21 protein-coding genes and 1 tRNA gene are annotated in these 17,064 nt (G+C 72.2%); 6 read left to right on the forward strand and 16 right to left on the reverse strand.

Annotated elements, in window-relative coordinates:
- Positions 1 to 15: 15 nt before the first annotated feature.
- Positions 16 to 666 carry a TetR/AcrR family transcriptional regulator C-terminal domain-containing protein gene (locus ACFYYT_RS27450; RefSeq protein WP_351825968.1) on the forward strand — a complete coding sequence of 217 codons (651 nt, stop codon included), beginning with the start codon at positions 16 to 18 and terminating at the stop codon, positions 664 to 666.
- Positions 667 to 751: 85 nt separating this feature from the next.
- Here ACFYYT_RS27450 and ACFYYT_RS27455 read toward each other — a convergent pair whose 3' ends face one another.
- Positions 752 to 2,407 carry an MDR family MFS transporter gene (locus ACFYYT_RS27455; protein WP_351825967.1) on the reverse strand — a complete coding sequence of 552 codons (1,656 nt, stop codon included), beginning with the start codon at positions 2,405 to 2,407 and terminating at the stop codon, positions 752 to 754.
- 14 nt (positions 2,408 to 2,421) lie between these two features.
- Positions 2,422 to 2,871, reverse strand: a complete 450-nt coding sequence (locus tag ACFYYT_RS27460) for a MarR family winged helix-turn-helix transcriptional regulator (protein WP_351825980.1) — start codon at positions 2,869 to 2,871, stop codon at positions 2,422 to 2,424.
- 103 nt (positions 2,872 to 2,974) lie between these two features.
- Here ACFYYT_RS27460 and ACFYYT_RS27465 point away from each other — a divergent pair, with 103 nt between their 5' ends.
- A complete protein-coding gene (locus ACFYYT_RS27465; RefSeq protein ID WP_351825966.1) occupies positions 2,975 to 3,205 on the forward strand; it encodes a hypothetical protein in 231 nt (76 codons plus the stop codon).
- 35 nt (positions 3,206 to 3,240) lie between these two features.
- On the opposite strand, the gene ACFYYT_RS27470 is transcribed toward ACFYYT_RS27465, so the two are convergent.
- From ACFYYT_RS27470 to ACFYYT_RS27515, 10 genes are all read right to left on the reverse strand, one after another.
- Positions 3,241 to 4,140, reverse strand: coding sequence for a hypothetical protein (locus ACFYYT_RS27470; RefSeq protein ID WP_388609575.1), 900 nt, complete (start codon positions 4,138 to 4,140; stop codon positions 3,241 to 3,243).
- Positions 4,141 to 4,195: 55 nt separating this feature from the next.
- Positions 4,196 to 5,035 (reverse strand): RNA polymerase sigma factor SigF, encoded by an 840-nt coding sequence (locus tag ACFYYT_RS27475; protein ID WP_351825964.1) that lies wholly within the window; start codon positions 5,033 to 5,035, stop codon positions 4,196 to 4,198.
- A 232-nt stretch (positions 5,036 to 5,267) separates the two neighbouring features.
- Positions 5,268 to 6,185 carry an RNA polymerase sigma factor SigF gene (locus ACFYYT_RS27480; RefSeq protein WP_385322584.1) on the reverse strand — a complete coding sequence of 306 codons (918 nt, stop codon included), beginning with the start codon at positions 6,183 to 6,185 and terminating at the stop codon, positions 5,268 to 5,270.
- A gap of 206 nt (positions 6,186 to 6,391) precedes the next feature.
- Positions 6,392 to 6,553: a hypothetical protein gene (locus tag ACFYYT_RS27485; protein WP_164720920.1), complete on the reverse strand. Its 162-nt coding sequence runs from the start codon at positions 6,551 to 6,553 to the stop codon at positions 6,392 to 6,394.
- 408 nt (positions 6,554 to 6,961) lie between these two features.
- Positions 6,962 to 7,252: a hypothetical protein gene (locus tag ACFYYT_RS27490; RefSeq protein WP_351825962.1), complete on the reverse strand. Its 291-nt coding sequence runs from the start codon at positions 7,250 to 7,252 to the stop codon at positions 6,962 to 6,964.
- Between the two features lie 86 nt (positions 7,253 to 7,338).
- Positions 7,339 to 7,423 (reverse strand) — tRNA-Ser (locus ACFYYT_RS27495).
- Between the two features lie 59 nt (positions 7,424 to 7,482).
- A complete protein-coding gene (tadA, locus tag ACFYYT_RS27500; protein ID WP_351825979.1) occupies positions 7,483 to 7,911 on the reverse strand; it encodes a tRNA adenosine(34) deaminase TadA in 429 nt (142 codons plus the stop codon).
- Positions 7,912 to 7,973: 62 nt separating this feature from the next.
- On the reverse strand, positions 7,974 to 8,525 hold the full coding sequence (locus ACFYYT_RS27505; protein ID WP_351825978.1) for a hypothetical protein: 552 nt from the start codon (positions 8,523 to 8,525) through the stop codon (positions 7,974 to 7,976).
- Between the two features lie 327 nt (positions 8,526 to 8,852).
- Positions 8,853 to 9,107 (reverse strand): hypothetical protein, encoded by a 255-nt coding sequence (locus ACFYYT_RS27510; protein WP_351825961.1) that lies wholly within the window; start codon positions 9,105 to 9,107, stop codon positions 8,853 to 8,855.
- A gap of 117 nt (positions 9,108 to 9,224) precedes the next feature.
- Positions 9,225 to 10,175, reverse strand: coding sequence for a universal stress protein (locus tag ACFYYT_RS27515; protein ID WP_351825960.1), 951 nt, complete (start codon positions 10,173 to 10,175; stop codon positions 9,225 to 9,227).
- Between the two features lie 233 nt (positions 10,176 to 10,408).
- Between ACFYYT_RS27515 and upp the strand changes: the two genes are divergently transcribed.
- Positions 10,409 to 11,044: a uracil phosphoribosyltransferase gene (gene upp / locus ACFYYT_RS27520; protein ID WP_351825959.1), complete on the forward strand. Its 636-nt coding sequence runs from the start codon at positions 10,409 to 10,411 to the stop codon at positions 11,042 to 11,044.
- Positions 11,045 to 11,066: 22 nt separating this feature from the next.
- Here the strand turns inward: upp and ACFYYT_RS27525 are convergent, their stop codons facing one another.
- Together ACFYYT_RS27525 and ACFYYT_RS27530 are read right to left on the reverse strand one after the other, a co-directional pair.
- Entirely contained in the window at positions 11,067 to 11,747 is a 681-nt protein-coding gene (locus ACFYYT_RS27525) for a LytR C-terminal domain-containing protein (protein WP_351825958.1), read from the reverse strand.
- A gap of 80 nt (positions 11,748 to 11,827) precedes the next feature.
- The gene (locus ACFYYT_RS27530; protein WP_030010424.1) at positions 11,828 to 12,124 is read right to left on the reverse strand and encodes a type II toxin-antitoxin system VapB family antitoxin; all 297 of its coding nucleotides are present in this window, start codon (positions 12,122 to 12,124) and stop codon (positions 11,828 to 11,830) included.
- An 88-nt stretch (positions 12,125 to 12,212) separates the two neighbouring features.
- On the opposite strand from ACFYYT_RS27530, the gene ACFYYT_RS27535 reads away from it, so the two are divergent.
- Together ACFYYT_RS27535 and opcA are read left to right on the forward strand one after the other, a co-directional pair.
- The gene (locus ACFYYT_RS27535) at positions 12,213 to 13,832 is read left to right on the forward strand and encodes a helicase HerA-like domain-containing protein (RefSeq protein WP_351825957.1); all 1,620 of its coding nucleotides are present in this window, start codon (positions 12,213 to 12,215) and stop codon (positions 13,830 to 13,832) included.
- Between the two features lie 80 nt (positions 13,833 to 13,912).
- Positions 13,913 to 14,848 (forward strand): glucose-6-phosphate dehydrogenase assembly protein OpcA, encoded by a 936-nt coding sequence (opcA, locus tag ACFYYT_RS27540; RefSeq protein WP_351825956.1) that lies wholly within the window; start codon positions 13,913 to 13,915, stop codon positions 14,846 to 14,848.
- Here the strand turns inward: opcA and ACFYYT_RS27545 are convergent.
- Entirely contained in the window at positions 14,794 to 15,270 is a 477-nt protein-coding gene (locus ACFYYT_RS27545) for a cupin domain-containing protein (RefSeq protein ID WP_351825955.1), read from the reverse strand. The genes opcA and ACFYYT_RS27545 overlap by 55 nt on opposite strands.
- A gap of 116 nt (positions 15,271 to 15,386) precedes the next feature.
- Positions 15,387 to 15,971 (reverse strand): HhH-GPD-type base excision DNA repair protein, encoded by a 585-nt coding sequence (locus ACFYYT_RS27550; RefSeq protein WP_351825954.1) that lies wholly within the window; start codon positions 15,969 to 15,971, stop codon positions 15,387 to 15,389.
- A 129-nt stretch (positions 15,972 to 16,100) separates the two neighbouring features.
- Here ACFYYT_RS27550 and ACFYYT_RS27555 point away from each other — a divergent pair, with 129 nt between their 5' ends.
- Positions 16,101 to 16,922 (forward strand): VOC family protein, encoded by an 822-nt coding sequence (locus ACFYYT_RS27555; RefSeq protein WP_351825953.1) that lies wholly within the window; start codon positions 16,101 to 16,103, stop codon positions 16,920 to 16,922.
- The last annotated feature ends 142 nt before the right edge of the window (positions 16,923 to 17,064 follow it).

Consider the following 17,064-nt stretch of genomic DNA (forward strand, 5'->3'; position numbering starts at 1 on the left):
GAGGAGGGTGCCTCCATGGCGACCGAGGCCGATCCGGGCGGGACCAGGACCAGTGTGTGGCTGGCTGCCGGGCCCGCCGCCCACGCCAGACGCCGCAGCGAGGCACCGTCGGGGCTGGACCGGGAGCGGATCACCGCCGCCACCGTGCGCCTCCTCGACGCGGAGGGGCTGCACCGGTTCTCCATGCGGCGCCTGGCCTCCCAGCTCGGGGTGACCGCGATGTCCCTCTACTGGTACGTGGACACCAAGCACGACCTGCTCGAACTGGCCCTGGACAGTGCCCTGGGCCAGCAGCGGCTGCCCTCCGGACCGCCCCCGGAGGAGGGCTGGCCGGGCCGGCTGCGCAGTCTGGCGCGCGGGTACCGGAGGCTGTTGGCGGAGCATCCGTGGGTGGCCCCGCTGAGCGTGGCCTACCCGAACATCGGCCCGCACGCGCGGGCCTTCGACGCCGCCCTCCAGCGGCTGCTGGACGCCACCGGCCTGGCGGATCCCGGCCGGACCGGCGCGCACCTGGCGGTCTCGCAGTTCCTGCACGGCTGCGCCGCGACGGCCCGGCGGGCGCCCGAGGCGGACTTCGGCCTGGCCCTCGACGTCCTGATCGCGGGGATCGAGGCCAAGGCCCGGGCCAGAGCCGGTGGCGGCGGGCCGGGCCGCAGCCCTCGGTGACGGGGGCGGACGGCGGAAGGACGCGGGGACGGGACACGTTCGTGCCTCGTCCCCGCGTCCTTCCGGTCCGCCGGTCCTGCGTCGCCTACGGGGCCGGGACCTTCGTGGTGGCGGTCTCCGTGACCTGGGCCGGGAGTTCGGTGGAGCCCTCGGCGGCCGGTGCGTGGGCGGCCGGCCTCGACTTCAGGGCGACCTCCTTGATGAAGACCACCAGCACCAGGGCGAGCAGCGCGAACGGCGCGGCGTAGAGGAAGACGTCGCCGACGCCGTGCCCGTACGCGGACTCGATGACCGTGCGGAACGGCGCGGGCAGCTTGTCGAGGTCGGGGATGCCCCCGCCGGCGGTGCCGCCGTGGCCCATGGCGGCGGCCTTCGGGCCGAGCTCGGCCAGTCCGTCCTTGACATAGTGGGTGACCCGGTTGGCCATGACCGCGCCGAGCGCGGAGACGCCCACGGCGCCGCCGAGCGAGCGGAAGAAGGTGACGACCGAGCTGGCGGCACCGAGGTCCTCGGGGGCCACCTGGTTCTGGGTGGCGAGGACCAGGTTCTGCATCATCATGCCGAGACCGAGGCCGGTCAGCGCCATGAAGACCGCGATGTGCCAGTACGCGGTGTCGTGGCGCAGGGTGCCCAGCAGTCCGAGTCCGGCGGTCAGCAGGACGCCGCCGGCGACCAGCCACGCCTTCCACCGGCCGGTCTTGGTGATGATCTGGCCGGAGACCGTCGAGGAGACGAAGAGGCCGCCGATCATCGGGATGGTGAGGATGCCCGACATGCTGGGGGACTCGCCGCGGGCCAGCTGGAAGTACTGGCTGAAGAAGACCGTGCCGGAGAACATCGCGATGCCGACGAAGAGCGAGGCGGCCGAGGCCAGGCTGATGGTCTTGTTGCGGAAGAGGCGCAGCGGAATGATCGGGTCGCTCGCACGGGACTCGACGAGCAGGAAGAGCAGACCGAGCGCCACGGCGCCGCCGACCATGGCCGCGGTCTGCCAGGAGAGCCAGTCGTACGAGGTCCCCGCCTGGGTGACCCAGATCAGCAGCAGGGACACGGCCCCGCTGATCAGGAAGGCGCCGAGCCAGTCGACCTTGACCTCGCGGCGGACCACCGGGAGCCGCAGGGTCTTCTGGAGGACGATCAGCGCGATCACGGCGAAGGGCACGCCGACGTAGAAGCACCAGCGCCAGCCGAGCCACGCGGTGTCGGTGATGACGCCGCCGAGGAGCGGGCCGCCGACGGTGCCGACGGCGAAGACCGCGCCGAGGTAGCCGCTGTAACGGCCGCGCTCGCGCGGGGAGATCATCGCGGCCATCACGATCTGGGCGAGGGCGGAGAGGCCGCCGACGCCGATGCCCTGGACGACGCGGCAGGCGATGAGCGTGCCGGTGTTCTGGGACAGGCCCGCCACGACGGATCCGAGGACGTAGATGACCAGGGATATCTGGACGAGCAGCTTCTTGCTGAAGAGGTCGGAGAGCTTGCCCCAGAGCGGGGTGGCGGCCGTCATCGACAGCAGGGCGGCGGTGACGACCCAGGTGTAGGAGGACTGGGTGCCGCCGAGGTCGCTGATGATCTTGGGCAGGGCGTTGGAGACGATCGTGGAGGACAGGATCGCCACGAACATGCCGAGCATGAGCCCGGACAGCGCCTTCATGATCTGGGCGTGGGTCATGGGCGCGCCGTCGGACGTGGTCTCCGGCCGGCCGCCTCCCCGCACACCGTGGGGTGTGGTCGTAGCCATGGGTTTCCTTTTGTCTAGAAGCTCGATCGGAGTCGGGCCAGCAGGGTGTTGAGTGCGTCGATGTCTTCGGGGGACCAGCCGGTGAGCGCCTTCTCCAGCGCGTCCGTGTAGCGGGCGCCCAGTTCGGTGAGCACCGCGCGGCCCGCGGCGGTGAGGCGCAGGATCCGGCAGCGGCCGTCTCCGGGGTCGGTCTCCCGGTCGATCCAGCCACGGGCCGCCAGATGGGCGACGTGCCGGCTCGACACCGAGATGTCGACGGCCATGAACTCGGTCAGGCGGCTCAGCCTCATCTCGCCGTGCCGGTCGAGCACGGTGAGGACGGCGGCCGCGCCGGGCGGGCAGTCCGGGGGCAGGATCCGGGCCAGGTCGCGCTTGACCGCACCGACCCCGGTGAGCTGGCGGGCCAGCTCCTCGTACCGGGTGGTGCTCCGCGCCGTCCGTGTGGTCACCGGACCGTCTCCCATCTCGTTGCTTGGGGCAACCATAGGAGCGAATGGTTGCTACAGGCAAATTAATCCGGGGGGTCCGCCGGTAAAGGAATCGGAAAAGCCGTTAGGGTCCTGAGCCATGGCTGCGAACCACAACTCACCTGAGCCCGAGGGCACCTACGACCCCGCGGGCAGCACACAGATGTTCCGGGCGTTCGTGGAGGAGGCCGAACCGGCCCGCACCCCGTCCGTGCCGGGCGCGCGGCGGCGCGCGAAGGAGTCCTCCGGTTCCAGGCGCGGCGTGGGCGTGGCGCTGGCCGTCGCGCTGGTCCTGGTGCTGGGGGCCGCCGTGTGGATGGTCGTCGGCTGACCGGCTGACCGGCTGACCGGCTGACCGGCCGGGCCTCAGCTCCAGGTGGCCGTGACGTTCCGGGTGTCCACGTGCATGCCCAGGGGGACCCGCCAGGACTCCACGCAGACCGTGTAGGTCTGCGTCTTCGACGTGCCCCCGGCGATCGGGGCGGGCAGCGGCTGACTGGTGGTGATCGTGGCCCAGTCGACGCCGAGGGCGCCGATGATGTGGGTCGCGAAGCCGACCGTGCCCGAACGGGCCGCGGTGCCGCCGGTGTTGGTGAACGTCACCGTGACGCGCTCGCACCAGCGTTCGGACGTGGCCGCGCGGGCCGGGGTGCCGAGTGTGATCCGGGCCGCGGTGGCGGGCGGCGGCGGGGGCGGCGGAGTACCCGGCTTCGTGCCGGGCGCGCTGGGAGTGCCGGGAGTGGCCGGGGTGCCCGGTGTGCCGCCCGAACCGGAGCCGCCCGAGCCGCCCGAGCCGCCCGAGCCGCCCGAACCCGAGCCGCCCGAGCCGCCCGAGCCGCCCGAGCCGCCCGAACCCGAGCCGCCCGAGCCGCCCGCGCCCCCGGAGGGGTCCGGCGTGGTCGGGGTGCCCGGAGCCGGCGGGGTGCCGGGGGGTGCCGCGGAGCCGCCGGGGCCGGTGGCCGTCCCTCCGCCCGGGGCGGAGCCCGCACCGGGCCCGGACCCCGGTGCGCCGGGCGACGTAGAAGACGGAGAAGGCGTGGAGGCCGTCGAAGCCTCGGCGGCCGACGCGGCCGGGGGCAGGGTCTGGAACTCGACCCGCTCCTGGGGTGCCACGTTCTGCCCCGCGCCCCGTTCGGGGCCGGGGCCGGCCGCGCCCACGGCGACGTAGCCGTCCCGGGCCGGTCCACCGCAGCCGGTGAGGGCGGCGGCGGCCGTGCCGCACAGGGCGAGGGTCAGGGCGAGCGTGGTGCGGGATCCCGTTCGCATCGCGCCAGTTTTCCTGACGTCATGTCAAATGTGAACCCCGCGGTGCCGCTCCGGCTCACTCCCCGATGAGGCCCACGCGCAGTTGCGCCAGCGTGCGCGTCAGCAGCCGGGAGACGTGCATCTGGGAGATGCCGACCTCCTCGCCGATCTGCGACTGGGTCATGTTCGCGAAGAAGCGCAGCATGATGATCTGCCGCTCCCGGGGCGGGAGTTTGGCCAGCAGCGGCTTCAGGGACTCCCGGTACTCGACACCCTCCAGCGCGGTGTCCTCGTACCCGAGACGGTCCGCGAGGGAGCCCTCGCCGCCCTCGTCCTCCGGGGAGGGCGAGTCGAGCGAGGAGGCCGTGTAGGCGTTGCCGACGGCGAGCCCGTCGACCACCTCCTCCTCGGAGACGCCGAGCACGGCGGCCAGCTCCGGCACGGTCGGGGACCGGTCCAGCTTCTGGGCGAGCTCGTCGCTGGCCTTCGTCAGCGCCAGGCGCAGTTCCTGGAGCCGGCGCGGGACGCGGACGGACCAGGAAGTGTCTCGAAAGAATCGTTTGATCTCGCCCACGACGGTCGGCATCGCGAACGTCGGGAACTCCACGCCGCGTTCGCAGTCGAACCGGTCGATCGCCTTGATCAGGCCGATGGTGCCGACCTGGACGATGTCCTCCATCGGCTCGTTGCGACTGCGGAACCGGGCCGCCGCGTAACGCACCAGCGGCAGGTTCAGCTCGATCAGGGTGTCGCGTACGTACGTTCGGTCGGGGCTGTCCGCGTCCAGGGCGGCGAGTCGCTGGAAGAGGGTGCGGGAGAGGGTGCGGGTGTCGATGGCTTCCGAGCGGTCGGACACTGCCGGAGTCTCGCGCTTGACGAGCGTGAGCACCTTGGAGCTGCCCTGGTCTACGGACATGCCACCCCCTTGAGGTCGCGGACGGTCGCGTTCTCTGCGCGCCCGTCGGAGGAACGCAGCCTCCACCTGAATACCGGAGGCGGGGCTGCGGCAAACGCGGTTCCAGCAGAATGTCACATGTCGGCAACACGCTGTAGCGTCATGTCGACAAGTATCTCCAGTGACAGACGGCCGACCGAGCGGAATGAGCCGGTTCTGTAGGGAAACGCGGGAGCGCCTCCACCCGATCCGGTTAGGCCTCGATCCTGTTTGCGGATCTCAGACGGGCGAAGCTCCGGGCGAGCAGCCGCGACACGTGCATCTGGGAGACCCCCAGCTCGGCGCTGATCTGCGACTGGGTGAGGTTGTTGTAGTACCGCAGCAGCAGGATCCGCTGCTCCCGTTCGGGCAGCTGGACCAGCAGGTGGCGGACGAGGTCACGGTGTTCGACGCCGGCCAGCTCGGGGTCCTCGTACCCGAGCCGGTCGAGCAGGCCGGGCATGCCGTCGCCCTCCTGGGCGGCTTCGAGCGAGGTCGCGTGGTAGCTGCGGCCGGCCTCGATGCAGGACAGCACCTCGTCCTCGCCGATCCGCAGCCGCTCGGCGATCTCGGCGGTGGTCGGGGTCCGGCCGTGGAGGGTGGTGAGGTCCTCGGTGGCGGCGTTGACCTGCACCCACAGCTCGTGGAGGCGGCGCGGGACGTGGACGGTGCGGACGTTGTCCCGGAAGTACCGCTTGATCTCGCCGACGACCGTCGGCATGGCGAAGGTGGGGAACTGGACCCCGCGCTCCGGGTCGAACCGGTCGATGGCGTTGATCAGGCCGATGGTGCCGACCTGGACGACGTCCTCCATCGGCTCGTTGCGGCTGCGGAAGCGGGCCGCCGCGTACCGCACCAGCGGAAGGTTCGCCTCGATGAGGGCCCCGCGCACCCGGTCGTGCTCGCTGGTGCCCGGCTGCAGCCCCTTCAGCTGGCCGAAGAGGACCTGGGTCAGGGCCCGGGTGTCCGCACCCCGGCCCTGAGGTCTCGGCGGCACCGGTGGCGCCTGGGGGGCCGGGGGCTCCTCGTGCTGCTCCTGGCGGGGCTCCTGCCGGGGCGCGAGCGCGTGCGGCGGGGGTTCCTGCTGGGACTCCTGCTGGGGTGGCACCTGAGGCGCAGTACTGGCCGGCACGGTCACGCCACCCCTTCAGTCAACTATCCGTCAAAAGCGGTCATAGCATCACAAGACATGTGCACTGTGTGCAAGCACCGTATAACCACGTGTTGAGGGCAACTTCTGCATATGTGGGCAATTTGCTCGAATGGCGGGAATGCAAAAGACCCCCCATCCGTCGGAGTGGGGGGCGGGAAGTCCGGAAACCGCTTCAGCGTACGGGTTCAGTTCACCAGTTCGGTGATGAACTCGCCGATACCGGAGGCCGCATCCGATATGCCCTGGAAGCCTATTCCCACCATCTCGGCGGCCCGCTTCGGCTGGGTGATGATCACGAAGAGGACGAACACGGTGAGGACGCCCGTGATGAGCTTCTTGGTGTCCATGAACGGTGTCGGCCTCCCCAACCGGCTACTGCAAAGTCGGTGGAGTCTAACCGGTCAAGTTCTGGCACTCACCTGCCCTTTAAGGACCAATGACCCGGGGGGACGGGTCCTTTGCCGCTGGGTGCCGGGTTGCGGACAGCGCAGGATTGAGGAGAGCCCACCGGTTCTGGCAGGAAATCGGTGGGTGAGGGACAGGACCTCACTGCGGGGTCCGAGCCGCAAGCTTCCCCCCTGACTGCGGCTCGGGCTGGCAGGTTCCGTCCTCACCGGGGGAAGTGGCTTGTCCCCCCGATGCCACTTCCCCCGTCCCCCACGTCGAAGGTCCCGACTCCGGTCGGGGCCTTCTTCGCGTGATGGGTCCGTGCGCCCCGGTCGTCCGTACGCCCGTCCGGTCCTCCGGTACGGGAGCTATTCGATGGCCCCGGCCAGGTCGGCGATGGGCTGGACGGGTGCGATCACGGGCGCGAGCTGGTTCGGCAGCTCCATCAGCTGGTTGAGCTGGTTGGCACCCGCGCTGACCTTCGAGCCGATCTCCTGGACGGACCGCGGCTGGGCGCCCGCCGGCATGTCCGGGGTGGCGGTCGGCAGGTCCGGGAGGGTGAGGGGGGCGATGCCCGCGGCGGAGGCGGCGGGTGCGGCGAAGCCCGCGGCGGCCCCCGCGAGGGCGATGGCGGCGAGGATGCGCTGGGTCTTGTTCATGCCGTGACAACGGCCGAGCCGTCGGCCGGTCACGGCGGGCATGCGCGAGAGCCCCGGTTCGTACGAACCGGGGCCCTCGTCAAGTGCGGTAGTGGAGGGATTTGAACCCCCGATGGGTTGCCCCATACTCGCTTTCGAGGCGAGCTCCTTCGGCCACTCGGACACACTACCGAGATAGATCCTAGCCGATGGCGGGGAGTGCTTTGCAACTCCGGACGGAGTGGCCCCGCTCACCGCTCCCGGAAGAACTCCGTCAGCTGCCGCGCGCACTCCTGCTCCAGCACCCCGCGGATCACCTCGGGCCGGTGGTTGAGCCGGCGGTCGCGCACGAGGTCCCAGAGCGACCCCGCCGCGCCCGCCTTCTCGTCCCCCGCGCCGTACACGACCCTCGCCACCCGTGACTGCACGAGCGCGCCCGCGCACATCACGCACGGCTCCAGGGTCACCACGAGGGTGCACCCCGTCAGCCGCCACTCCCCGAGCCGGGCGGCCGCCCGGCGCAGCGCCAGTACCTCGGCGTGCGCCGTCGGGTCGCCGGCCGCCTCGCGCTCGTTGTGCCCGGCGGCGAGGAGCTCTCCGTCCGGGCCGAGCACGACGGCACCGACCGGCACGTCGCCGGCCGGTACCGCCAGGGCGGCCTGCTCCAGCGCCAGGCGCATGGAGTCCCGCCAGGGATCCCGTACGGGATCGTGGTCGTACGGGGTGTCGTGCACGGCGATCACTAGCGGACGGCCTCCAGTACCTCGGTGGCGCCGAGCGAGTCGGCGATCTCCGAGAGGGCGTCTCCGTCGAGGGACATCAGTTCCTTGTGGCCGACTCCGAGGTCGTCCAGCAGCCGGGGGTCGCCGAGCGGGCCGGCCGGGAGCGGTTCGGCCCCGGTTCCCACCTCGTCGTCCGCGTCGTCGTCCCCGGCGTCCGTGAACGCGGCGACCGGTTCGTCCTCGCCGTCCTCGGTCCCGTCCAGATCCAGTACGTCGAGATCGTCGTCCTCCTCATCGTTGCCCAGCAGCTCCTTGGTCAGCATCGAGCCGTACGAGCTGCGGTCGGCGGCGGAGGCGTTCGACACGTAGTACCGAGGGTCCTCCTCCCCGTCCACGCGGATGACGCCGAACCACGCGTCCTCCTGCTCGATGAGGGCGACCACCGTGTCGTCGTCGACAGCGGCGGACCGGGCGAGATCGATCAGATCACTGAGGGACTCGACGTTGTCGAGTTCCATGTCGCTCGCTTCCCACCCGTCTTCGGTGCGCGCGAGCAGTGCGGCGAAATACACCGTGACTCTCCCACTGGTCATAGGTGTGCCGGTTGGAGGTCCCCCCGGCCGGAGGTTGGGGTGGGAACGGCCGTGACGCTCGCCGGTCCTTACCCCGCCCAATCGGCATCGTGGCAGAAACAGCGGCTTTGCGAGAGGTCTTCGGCGCGGCGGCCGTGTCGCGGCGCCCGTTGCGGGGCCGGTTGCGGGGCCGGCGGGAGACGCAGGGAGACGCAGGGGGGACGGCGGGCGGCCGGCGGGGGAAGAGGGGCGGGACGGGTGAGGGACGGAGGAGGGGCGGGCGCGCGGCGGACGCGAAACCGGGTCCGCGCCCGGGTCCGCGCGCGGTCACCAACGGAAGGTGCGCATCCGCATCTGCTGGCGCATCCGGGCCGCGCGGGCGCGCCGTGGCTGGACCCGGTCGCGCAGTTCCCGGGCCTCGTTCAGGTCGCGCAGGAACTGGGCGCGCCGCGCCCTGCGCTGCGCCGCCGTCTCCGGGGTCTCGTACGCCTCGTACGCCTCGCTCCCGGCGATCCCGTCACTCCCGCTGCTTCCGTCGCTCCCGTCCCTCGTGCTGGTCTCGTTCGGCTGCGTGTCGGGCATCGGCCACCACCCACGGCTGGTCCGGTCGTCCTCCTCCGCCGGCGCGAAGCAGTCCCCCCGGACCCACCTTCCCCCGGGTGGCGCGTTTGATGCCACCCTTCGGCAGGACGGCCCAGGTCAGGCCTCGTCCGCGTCGTCGTGGAGGGTCGGTACGACGGCCACCGGGCCGTGCGCGTGCTGGAGCAGCGCGTTCGCGACCGAGCCCATCAGCAGGGAGCGCCGGCGCGGGTGGTGGCGGCCCACCACGACGAGCGCGGCCGCCCGGGACGCCTCCACCAGCCGTCCGGCCGCGTCCCCGGGCACGGCGGCCTGTTCGACGGGCACGTCCGGGTACCGGGCCCGGACCGGGGCGAGGCGCTCCGTCTGGGAGCGCAGCATCTCCCGTTCGGCGGGGATGCCGTCGCCGCCGTCGGCCAGCGCCTCGGGCGGGATCACCGCGAAGGGGCTGTCGATCACCATCGTCGGACCGGGCGGGAGGGCGTACGCGGAGACCACCTGGAGGGCGGTCCCCCGCGCGGCGGCCTCGGCGAAGGCGAAGTCCACCACGTCGTCCGGGGTCTCCGCGGCGTGCAGCCCGAGCACCACGCGGCCGGCGGAGGGGTGCGAGGCGGCGCCCCCGGCCTCCCGGTCCGCATGCGGGACGACCACGACGGGGCAGGTCGCGGTGGTGGCGACGGCCCGGCTGCTGGAGCCGAGCAGCAGCGCGGCGAACCCGCCGCGCCCGCGCGAGCCCATGACCAGCATCAGCGGCGCGCTCTCGGCGGCGATCACCCGCAGGGCTTCGGGGACCGAGCCCTCCAGCGCCTCGTAGCGGACCTCCGGGGGCAGCTCGGGGGCGGTTTCCAGGAGGCCGCGCACGTGGTCGCCCACCGGGTCGGCGTACTGCTCGGGCTCGTTCGGATCGTGCAGCGCCGAGCGGCGGCCCGCGTACAACTGGGACGCCTCGGGGAGCACATGGGCGACCAACAGGCCGGTGCCGTGGCGCAGCGCGGCCGTGCGGGCCCATTCCAGGGCGCGCAGACTGTGCTCGGATCCGTCGACGGCCGCGATCACGGGTGCGTGGGTCATCACCCCAGGGTCCCGGGCGCCGCCGGGGGCCGCACCTCGGGCCGCTCCCGGGCGTGTCCCGGGCCGGGCACGGCCGGGCGCGGGCCCGGTGCGGGCCGGGCACGGGCGCGCGGCGCCCGTCCCACCGCGTAGCCTTTTGCCAGTGGGTCGCGAACAGGCGACCGGTTTCGCAGGTAGCAGGGTCGCAGGTCGCAGATCGCAGGTCGAAGCCCGGCTGAGTCTTGGAGGATGTTGTGCGTTTGCAGGTCGTCGATCACCCCTTGGTGGCGCACAAACTCACCACGCTGCGCGACAAGCGCACCGACTCGCCCACCTTCCGCCGGCTCGCCGACGAGCTGGTGACGCTCCTCGCCTACGAGGCCACGCGTGACGTGCGCACCGAGCAGGCGGACATCGAGACCCCGGTCGCCCCGACCACGGGCGTCAAGCTCTCGCACCCGCGCCCGCTGGTCGTGCCGATCCTGCGCGCCGGTCTCGGCATGCTGGACGGCATGGTGCGGCTGCTGCCGACCGCCGAGGTGGGCTTCCTCGGCATGGTCCGCAACGAGGAGACCCTGGAGGCCTCCACGTACGCGACGCGCATGCCCGAGGACCTCTCCGGCCGTCAGGTCTACGTGGTCGACCCGATGCTGGCCACCGGCGGCACGCTGGTCGCCGCGATCCAGGAACTCATCAAGCGCGGCGCCGACGACGTGACCGCCGTGGTGCTGCTGGCCGCGCCCGAGGGCGTCGAGGTCATGGAGCGCGCGCTGGCGGGCACGCCGGTGACGGTGGTGACGGCCGCCGTGGACGAGCGGCTCAACGAACTCGGCTACATCGTGCCGGGCCTGGGTGACGCGGGCGACCGCATGTACGGCTCGGCGGAATAGCCGTACGGCGGGTCCGCCCGCCTCAGCACTTCCCGGCGGGCGCGGGCACGGGGTTGGCCAGGGCGGCCAGCGCCTTGTCCGCGTCCGCCTTCGCGGTGAGTTCCTTGAAGGAGTCGCCGAGGATCAGGTCGATGTCGCCGCCCTCGCGCGCGTCGGTCTGGGTCGTGACCCCGGTGAGCTGCGCGGCGAGCACGGAGTACGCGGCCTTGTCGGTCCGCGGTGAGCCGACCAGTATCCCGGCGCCGGGGACCTTCTTGTCGAAGCCGGCGGGGGCGTTGCCGACCTGGCCGATGACGAAGCCGCGTTTCTCCAGCTCGTCGCGGACCGCCTTGGCGAGTCCGGCGCGCGGGGTCGCGTTGTAGATGTTGACGGTGATCTGACCGGGCTGGGGGAGCGCGGCCGCGGGAGGGGCCGAGGGAGCCGCGCCGGGGCCTGACCCCGTGTTCACGGCCTTCGCGGCCTTGCCCGCGCCGGGGGACGCCGTGGGGCAGTCCTTGCCCGCCGCTGCCGCGTTCCGCTTGCCGTCGCCCCGGAAGACGCCGATGAGCTGGAGTCCCCCGTAACCGAGCAGGGCCAGCGCGAGGAGCGATCCGAGCAGGGCGAACACGACCTTGCGGCGTCGCCGGGGCCGGCTCATGCGGGGGTAGGCAGCTCCCGTGACGCGGTACTTTCCGCCCATGCCGGGGGGAGTGAGCATGCTCATGGGGCGCAGCGTAGTGCCGTACCGGAACGATGCCTACTAAATGATCTATTGATCGGCCAAGGCCGACCCGAAAGGCGCAATCAGTCCATTTCCAGGACGCGCGCGTGCAGCACCTGGCGTTGCTGGAGGGCCGCGCGCACCGCGCGGTGCAGCCCGTCCTCCAGGTACAGGTCGCCCCGCCACTTCACGACGTGGGCGAAGAGGTCGCCGTAGAAGGTGGAGTCCTCGGCGAGCAGCGTTTCGAGGTCCAGCTGGCCCTTGGTCGTCACGAGCTGGTCGAGCCGGACCGGGCGCGGGGCGACGTCCGCCCACTGCCGGGTGGTTTCCCTGCCGTGGTCGGGGTACGGCCGCCCGCTTCCGATGCGCTTGAAGATCACACGGAAAGCCTACCGGGCCCGCGCCTGCGGGCGCAGCCTCGCGCCGTCGGTGCAAAAGTGGCACACGGGGCTATTACGGGAGTGATGCATGAGTCCGAGCACCGACCCCGCCGTTCCGGCGGACCCCGCGGACCCCGCGGACCCCGCGGACGGCCCGGCCGCGCGGATCGCCGCCGCGTACGCGTTCACCGGACCCGCGCTCGAACTGGGTGCCCTGCTCTGGGACGGTGCCTGCCTGCCGGACCGGCAGATCCGCGTCCCGCTGTCGATGCTCAACCGGCACGGCCTGGTCGCGGGCGCCACCGGCACCGGCAAGACCAAGACCCTCCAGCTGATCGCCGAACAGCTCTCCGCCCACGGCGTGCCCGTCTTCCTCGCCGACATCAAGGGCGACGTCTCGGGGATCTCCGCGCCGGGCACGGACAACGACAAGGTCCGCGCACGGGCCGCCGACGTCGGCCAGGACTGGCAGCCCGCCGGCTGCCCGAGCGAGTTCTACTCCCTCGGCGGCCTCGGCACCGGCATCCCCCTGCGGGCGACCGTCACCGCCTTCGGGCCGGTCCTGATGTCCAAGGTGCTCCAGCTGAACCAGACCCAGGAGCAGTCCCTCGGCCTGATCTTCCACTACGCCGACACCAAGGGCCTGGAGCTCATCGACCTCAAGGACCTGCGGGCGGTGGTCGCCTTCCTCGTCTCCGACCAGGGGAGGCCCGAGCTCAAGGGCATCGGCGGCCTCTCCACCGTCACCGCCGGGGTGATCCTGCGGGCGCTGACCGCCTTCGAACAGCAGGGCGCCGGCGCGTTCTTCGGCGAGCCCGAGTTCGACACCGGCGAGTTCCTCCGCACGGCCGCCGACGGGCGCGGGCTGGTCTCCGTACTGGAACTCCCGGCCGTGCAGGACAGGCCGCAGCTGTTCTCCACCTTCCTGATGTGGCTGCTCGCCGACCTGTACACCGACCTCCCGGAAGTCGGCGACCTGGACCGGCCCAAGCTCGTCTTCTTCTTCGACGAGGCCCACCTGCTGTTCAACGGCGCGTCCAAGGCCTTCCTCGACTCCATCACCCAGACCGTCCGGCTCATCCGCTCCAAGGGCATCGGGGTGTTCTTCGTGACGCAGACCCCCAAGGACGTGCCGGCCGATGTCCTCGCCCAGCTCGGCAACCGGGTCCAGCACGCCCTGCGCGCCTTCACCCCCGACGACGCCAAGGCCCTCAAGGCCACGGTGAAGACCTTCCCCAACTCCCCTTACGACCTGGAAGAACTGCTGACCCAGCTCGGCACCGGCGAAGCCGTCATCACGGTCCTCAGCGAGAACGGCGCCCCCACCCCCGTCGCCGCCACCCGGCTGCGCGCGCCGCGGTCGCTGATGGGACCGGTCGACGCGGCGGCCCTGGACCGGGCGGTGAAGGCCTCCCCGCTGTACTCGCGCTACGCGGAGCCCGTCGACCGCGAATCGGCGTACGAGAAGATCAGCGCCGAACAGGCCGCCGCCGAGGCCGAGGCGGAGGCGGCGGCCGCCGCGGCCGCAGCCGAGAAGCAGGCCAAGGCGGCCGAGAAGGCGGCGCGCACCGCCCCGAAGCCGGACCCCTCGCTCGCCCAGCAGGTGGTCGGGAGCGGACTGTTCCGCTCGCTCGCCCGCTCGGTCGGCACCCAGCTGGGCCGGGAGATCTCCCGCTCCCTCTTCGGCACGGCCCGGCGGCGCCGCTGACGCGGCCCGCCCCCGCGGGTCCAGGCGGAATCCAGGGAACCGGGTGCCGGACGTACGGCAGCCGCTGACAGACTCGGGGCATGCGGACCGAACTGACCGACACCACGTCCAGCAAGATAGACCGGGCGCTCCTCGCGGCCCGCCGAGCCGTGGGCAGCCCCACGATGGGGCTGGTACTGACGCTCGTCGTGGTCACCGACGAGGAGAACGCCTACGACTCCGTACGCGCGGCCTCCGAGGCCTCCCGCGAACACCCCTGCCGCATCATCGCGGTGATCAAGCGCACCGCGCGCGGCCCCCAGCGGCCGCACCGCACCCGCCTCGACGCCGAGCTGCGCGTGGGCACCGACGCCGGGTCGGGGGAGATCGTACTGCTGCGCCTGCACGGCGAACTCACCTCGCAGGCCGCCTCGGTGGTGCTGCCGCTGCTGGTGCCGGACGCGCCGGTGGTGGCGTGGTGGCCGGCCGACGCCCCCGACGATCCCGCCCGCGACGACCTCGGCCGGCTGGCGCAGCGGCGGATCACCGACGCCCAGGCGGCGCCCGACCCGGTCGGCGCGCTGGCGCGGCGGGCCACCTCGTACGCCCCCGGCGACACCGACCTGGCCTGGACCCGGCTCACGGTGTGGCGCACCCTGCTGGCGGCCGCCTTCGAGCAGAACGTGTCCGGGGTGACGGGCGCCGCCGTGGAGAGCGAGGACGGCAACGCGAGCGCCGAACTGCTGGCGCGCTGGCTGGAGTGGCGGCTCGGGGTGCCGGTGGAGCGGGTCACCACCGAGGGGCCGGTCATCACCCGGGTCCGGATGGACACCGCCGCGGGCGAGGTCCGGGTCGACCGGCCGGCCGGGGCGCTGGCCGCGCTGGTGCTGCCGGGCTGGCCGGACCGGACGGTCGCCCTGAAGGTGCGCACGAGCGCCGAGCTGCTCGCGGAGGAGCTGCGCTGGCTCGGCGCCGACGAGGTCTACGCCTCGGCGCTGCGGTCGGCGCGGCCGGCCCAGGCATCGCTCTGCGCGTAGTGGTTGTCGTACACCGGCTGGCTGTCGATGATGTCCTGCACGGTGGCCTCGCCGGCGCGGACCCGGCCGAGGAGGCGGTAGTAGTCGAAGCGGCCCATGCCGGGCGTGAAGCCGACGAAGACCTCGGCCGTGTGTCCGGCGGCGGGGGCGAAGGCGTGCTTGACGCCCGGGGGGACGCTGAGGAAGTCGCCCTTGCCGAGGGTGTGCACCTCGTCGCCGACGAGGACGTCGAGCCGGCCGTCGGTGACGTGGAAGAACTCGGTCGCCTTGGTGTGGAAGTGCACGGGGGCGCCGGCCGCTCCCACCTCGAAGCTCGCGGTGTTGCAGGTCAGTTGGTCGGTGTCGGTGAGCAGCGTGATCCGGCTGCCGGGTCCGTCGGAGATGGTCTCGGCGGTGGTGGCGCGCGTCAGGTTCTCGGTCATGGCCGGATCCTACGGAGACCCTCCGACGAAGATCCACCGGGTTCCGCGGCCCGTTCCCGGAAGCATTCCCTCCACTACGGGGCCCGCGCTACGGCGCCCGCACTGCGGGGCCTCCACTACGGGCCCTGCTTGGCGGCCGCCTTCTTCGCCTGCTTGTACTCCCTGACCTTCGCCAGCGACTCGGGCCCCGTGATGTCCGCCGCCGAGCGGTACACGTTCGCCGGGCCGTAGTCCCCGGCGGCCTCCCGCCAGCCCTTCGGCCGGACGCCCAGCCGCTTGCCCAGCAGCGCGAGGAAGATCTTCGCCTTCTGCTCCCCGAACCCCGGCAGCGCCTTGAGCCGCTCCAGCAGCTCGGCGCCGCTCGCCGCGTCCCGCCAGACCGCGGCCGCGTCCCCGTCGTAGTGCTCGACGAGGTACGCGCACAGCTGCTGGATCCGCTTCGCCATGGAGCCCGGGTACCGGTGCACGGCCGGCTTGCGCGACAGCAGCTCGGCGAAGGCGTCCGGATCGGCGGCGGCGATGGCGTGCGCGTCGAGGTCGTCGGCGCCGAGCCGCCGCGCGATCGTGTGGGGCCCGGCGAACGCCCACTCCATCGGCACCTGCTGGTCGAGCAGCATCCCGACGAGCGCGGCGAGCGGGCTGCGTGAAAGCAGGGCGTCGGCTTCGGGCTCCTGCGCGAGCCGGATGGTGATGTCGTCCATGCCTCCAGCCTCCCCCGCCCCGGCCGCCCGCGCGCGGTCGGCGCGCGATTGTCAGACCCCCCGCCTAGCGTGGAGGCGACAGGCAGTGGATGTGCTGGGGACGACGTACGACACAGGAGTCGATCGACCATGTCCGATTTTCCGGAAGGCGCCCCGTGCTGGGTGGACGCGATGTTCACCGATCTGGAGGGGGCCAAGGAGTTCTACGCCGACGTACTGGGCTGGACCTTCTCCGAGGCCAGCAGTGAGTACGGCAACTACACGCAGGCCTATGCGGGAGGGAAGGCGGTAGCGGCCGTCGTCCCGCCCATGCCGGGAGCCGAGGCCGCCTCCCAGTGGTGTCTGTACTTCGCCTCGCCGGACGCCGCGGCCACCACGGAGAAGATCCGGTCGGCGGGCGGCGAAGTGGTGATGGAGCCGATGCAGGTCGGCACGTTCGGCACGATGGCCATCGCCAGGGAGCCCGGCGGCGCGGTCTTCGGCGTCTGGCAGCCGGGCGAGCACAAGGGCTTCGAGAAGGTCGGCGAGGCGGGGGCGTACGCCTGGGCCGAGGTCTTCAGCCGGGAGCCGGAGAAGACGGACGCGTTCCTGACGCAGGTCTTCCCGTACGAGGCCCAGCAGATGGACGCCGGTGAGGAGTGCGAGGACTCCGAGGCGGCCGCCATGGACTTCAAGATCTTCAGCGTGGGCGGCAAGGGGAACCCGGTGCTCGGCCGGATGAAGATGGGCGACGAGTTCCCGCCGGAGATCCCGTCCTACGTCCAGGTCTACTTCGGCGTCCCGGATTGCGACGAGGCCGTCCAGAAGACCAAGGCCCGGGGCGGGGCGCTGCACTTCGGGCCGGTGGACAGCCCCTTCGGCCGCTTCGCGGCGCTCACGGACCCGCAGGGCGCGGCGTTCGCGGTCATCGACATGTCGACCACGGCCGGAGAGATGCCGACCTTCGGCTGACCGGCCCCGCCCGCCTGGCCGACAGGGCCAATGACCCCCCTCTGACCTGCGACAACCGCAGGAACGAGCCGGGCGGGTGGTTCTGGTTCGCGGATGCGAGGGGCTGAACACGCGTCAGCCCCCGGGCGCATAGCGTCGATCC

The organism is Streptomyces sp. NPDC002032 (assembly GCF_042890765.1).
Lineage (GTDB): Bacteria > Actinomycetota > Actinomycetes > Streptomycetales > Streptomycetaceae > Streptomyces.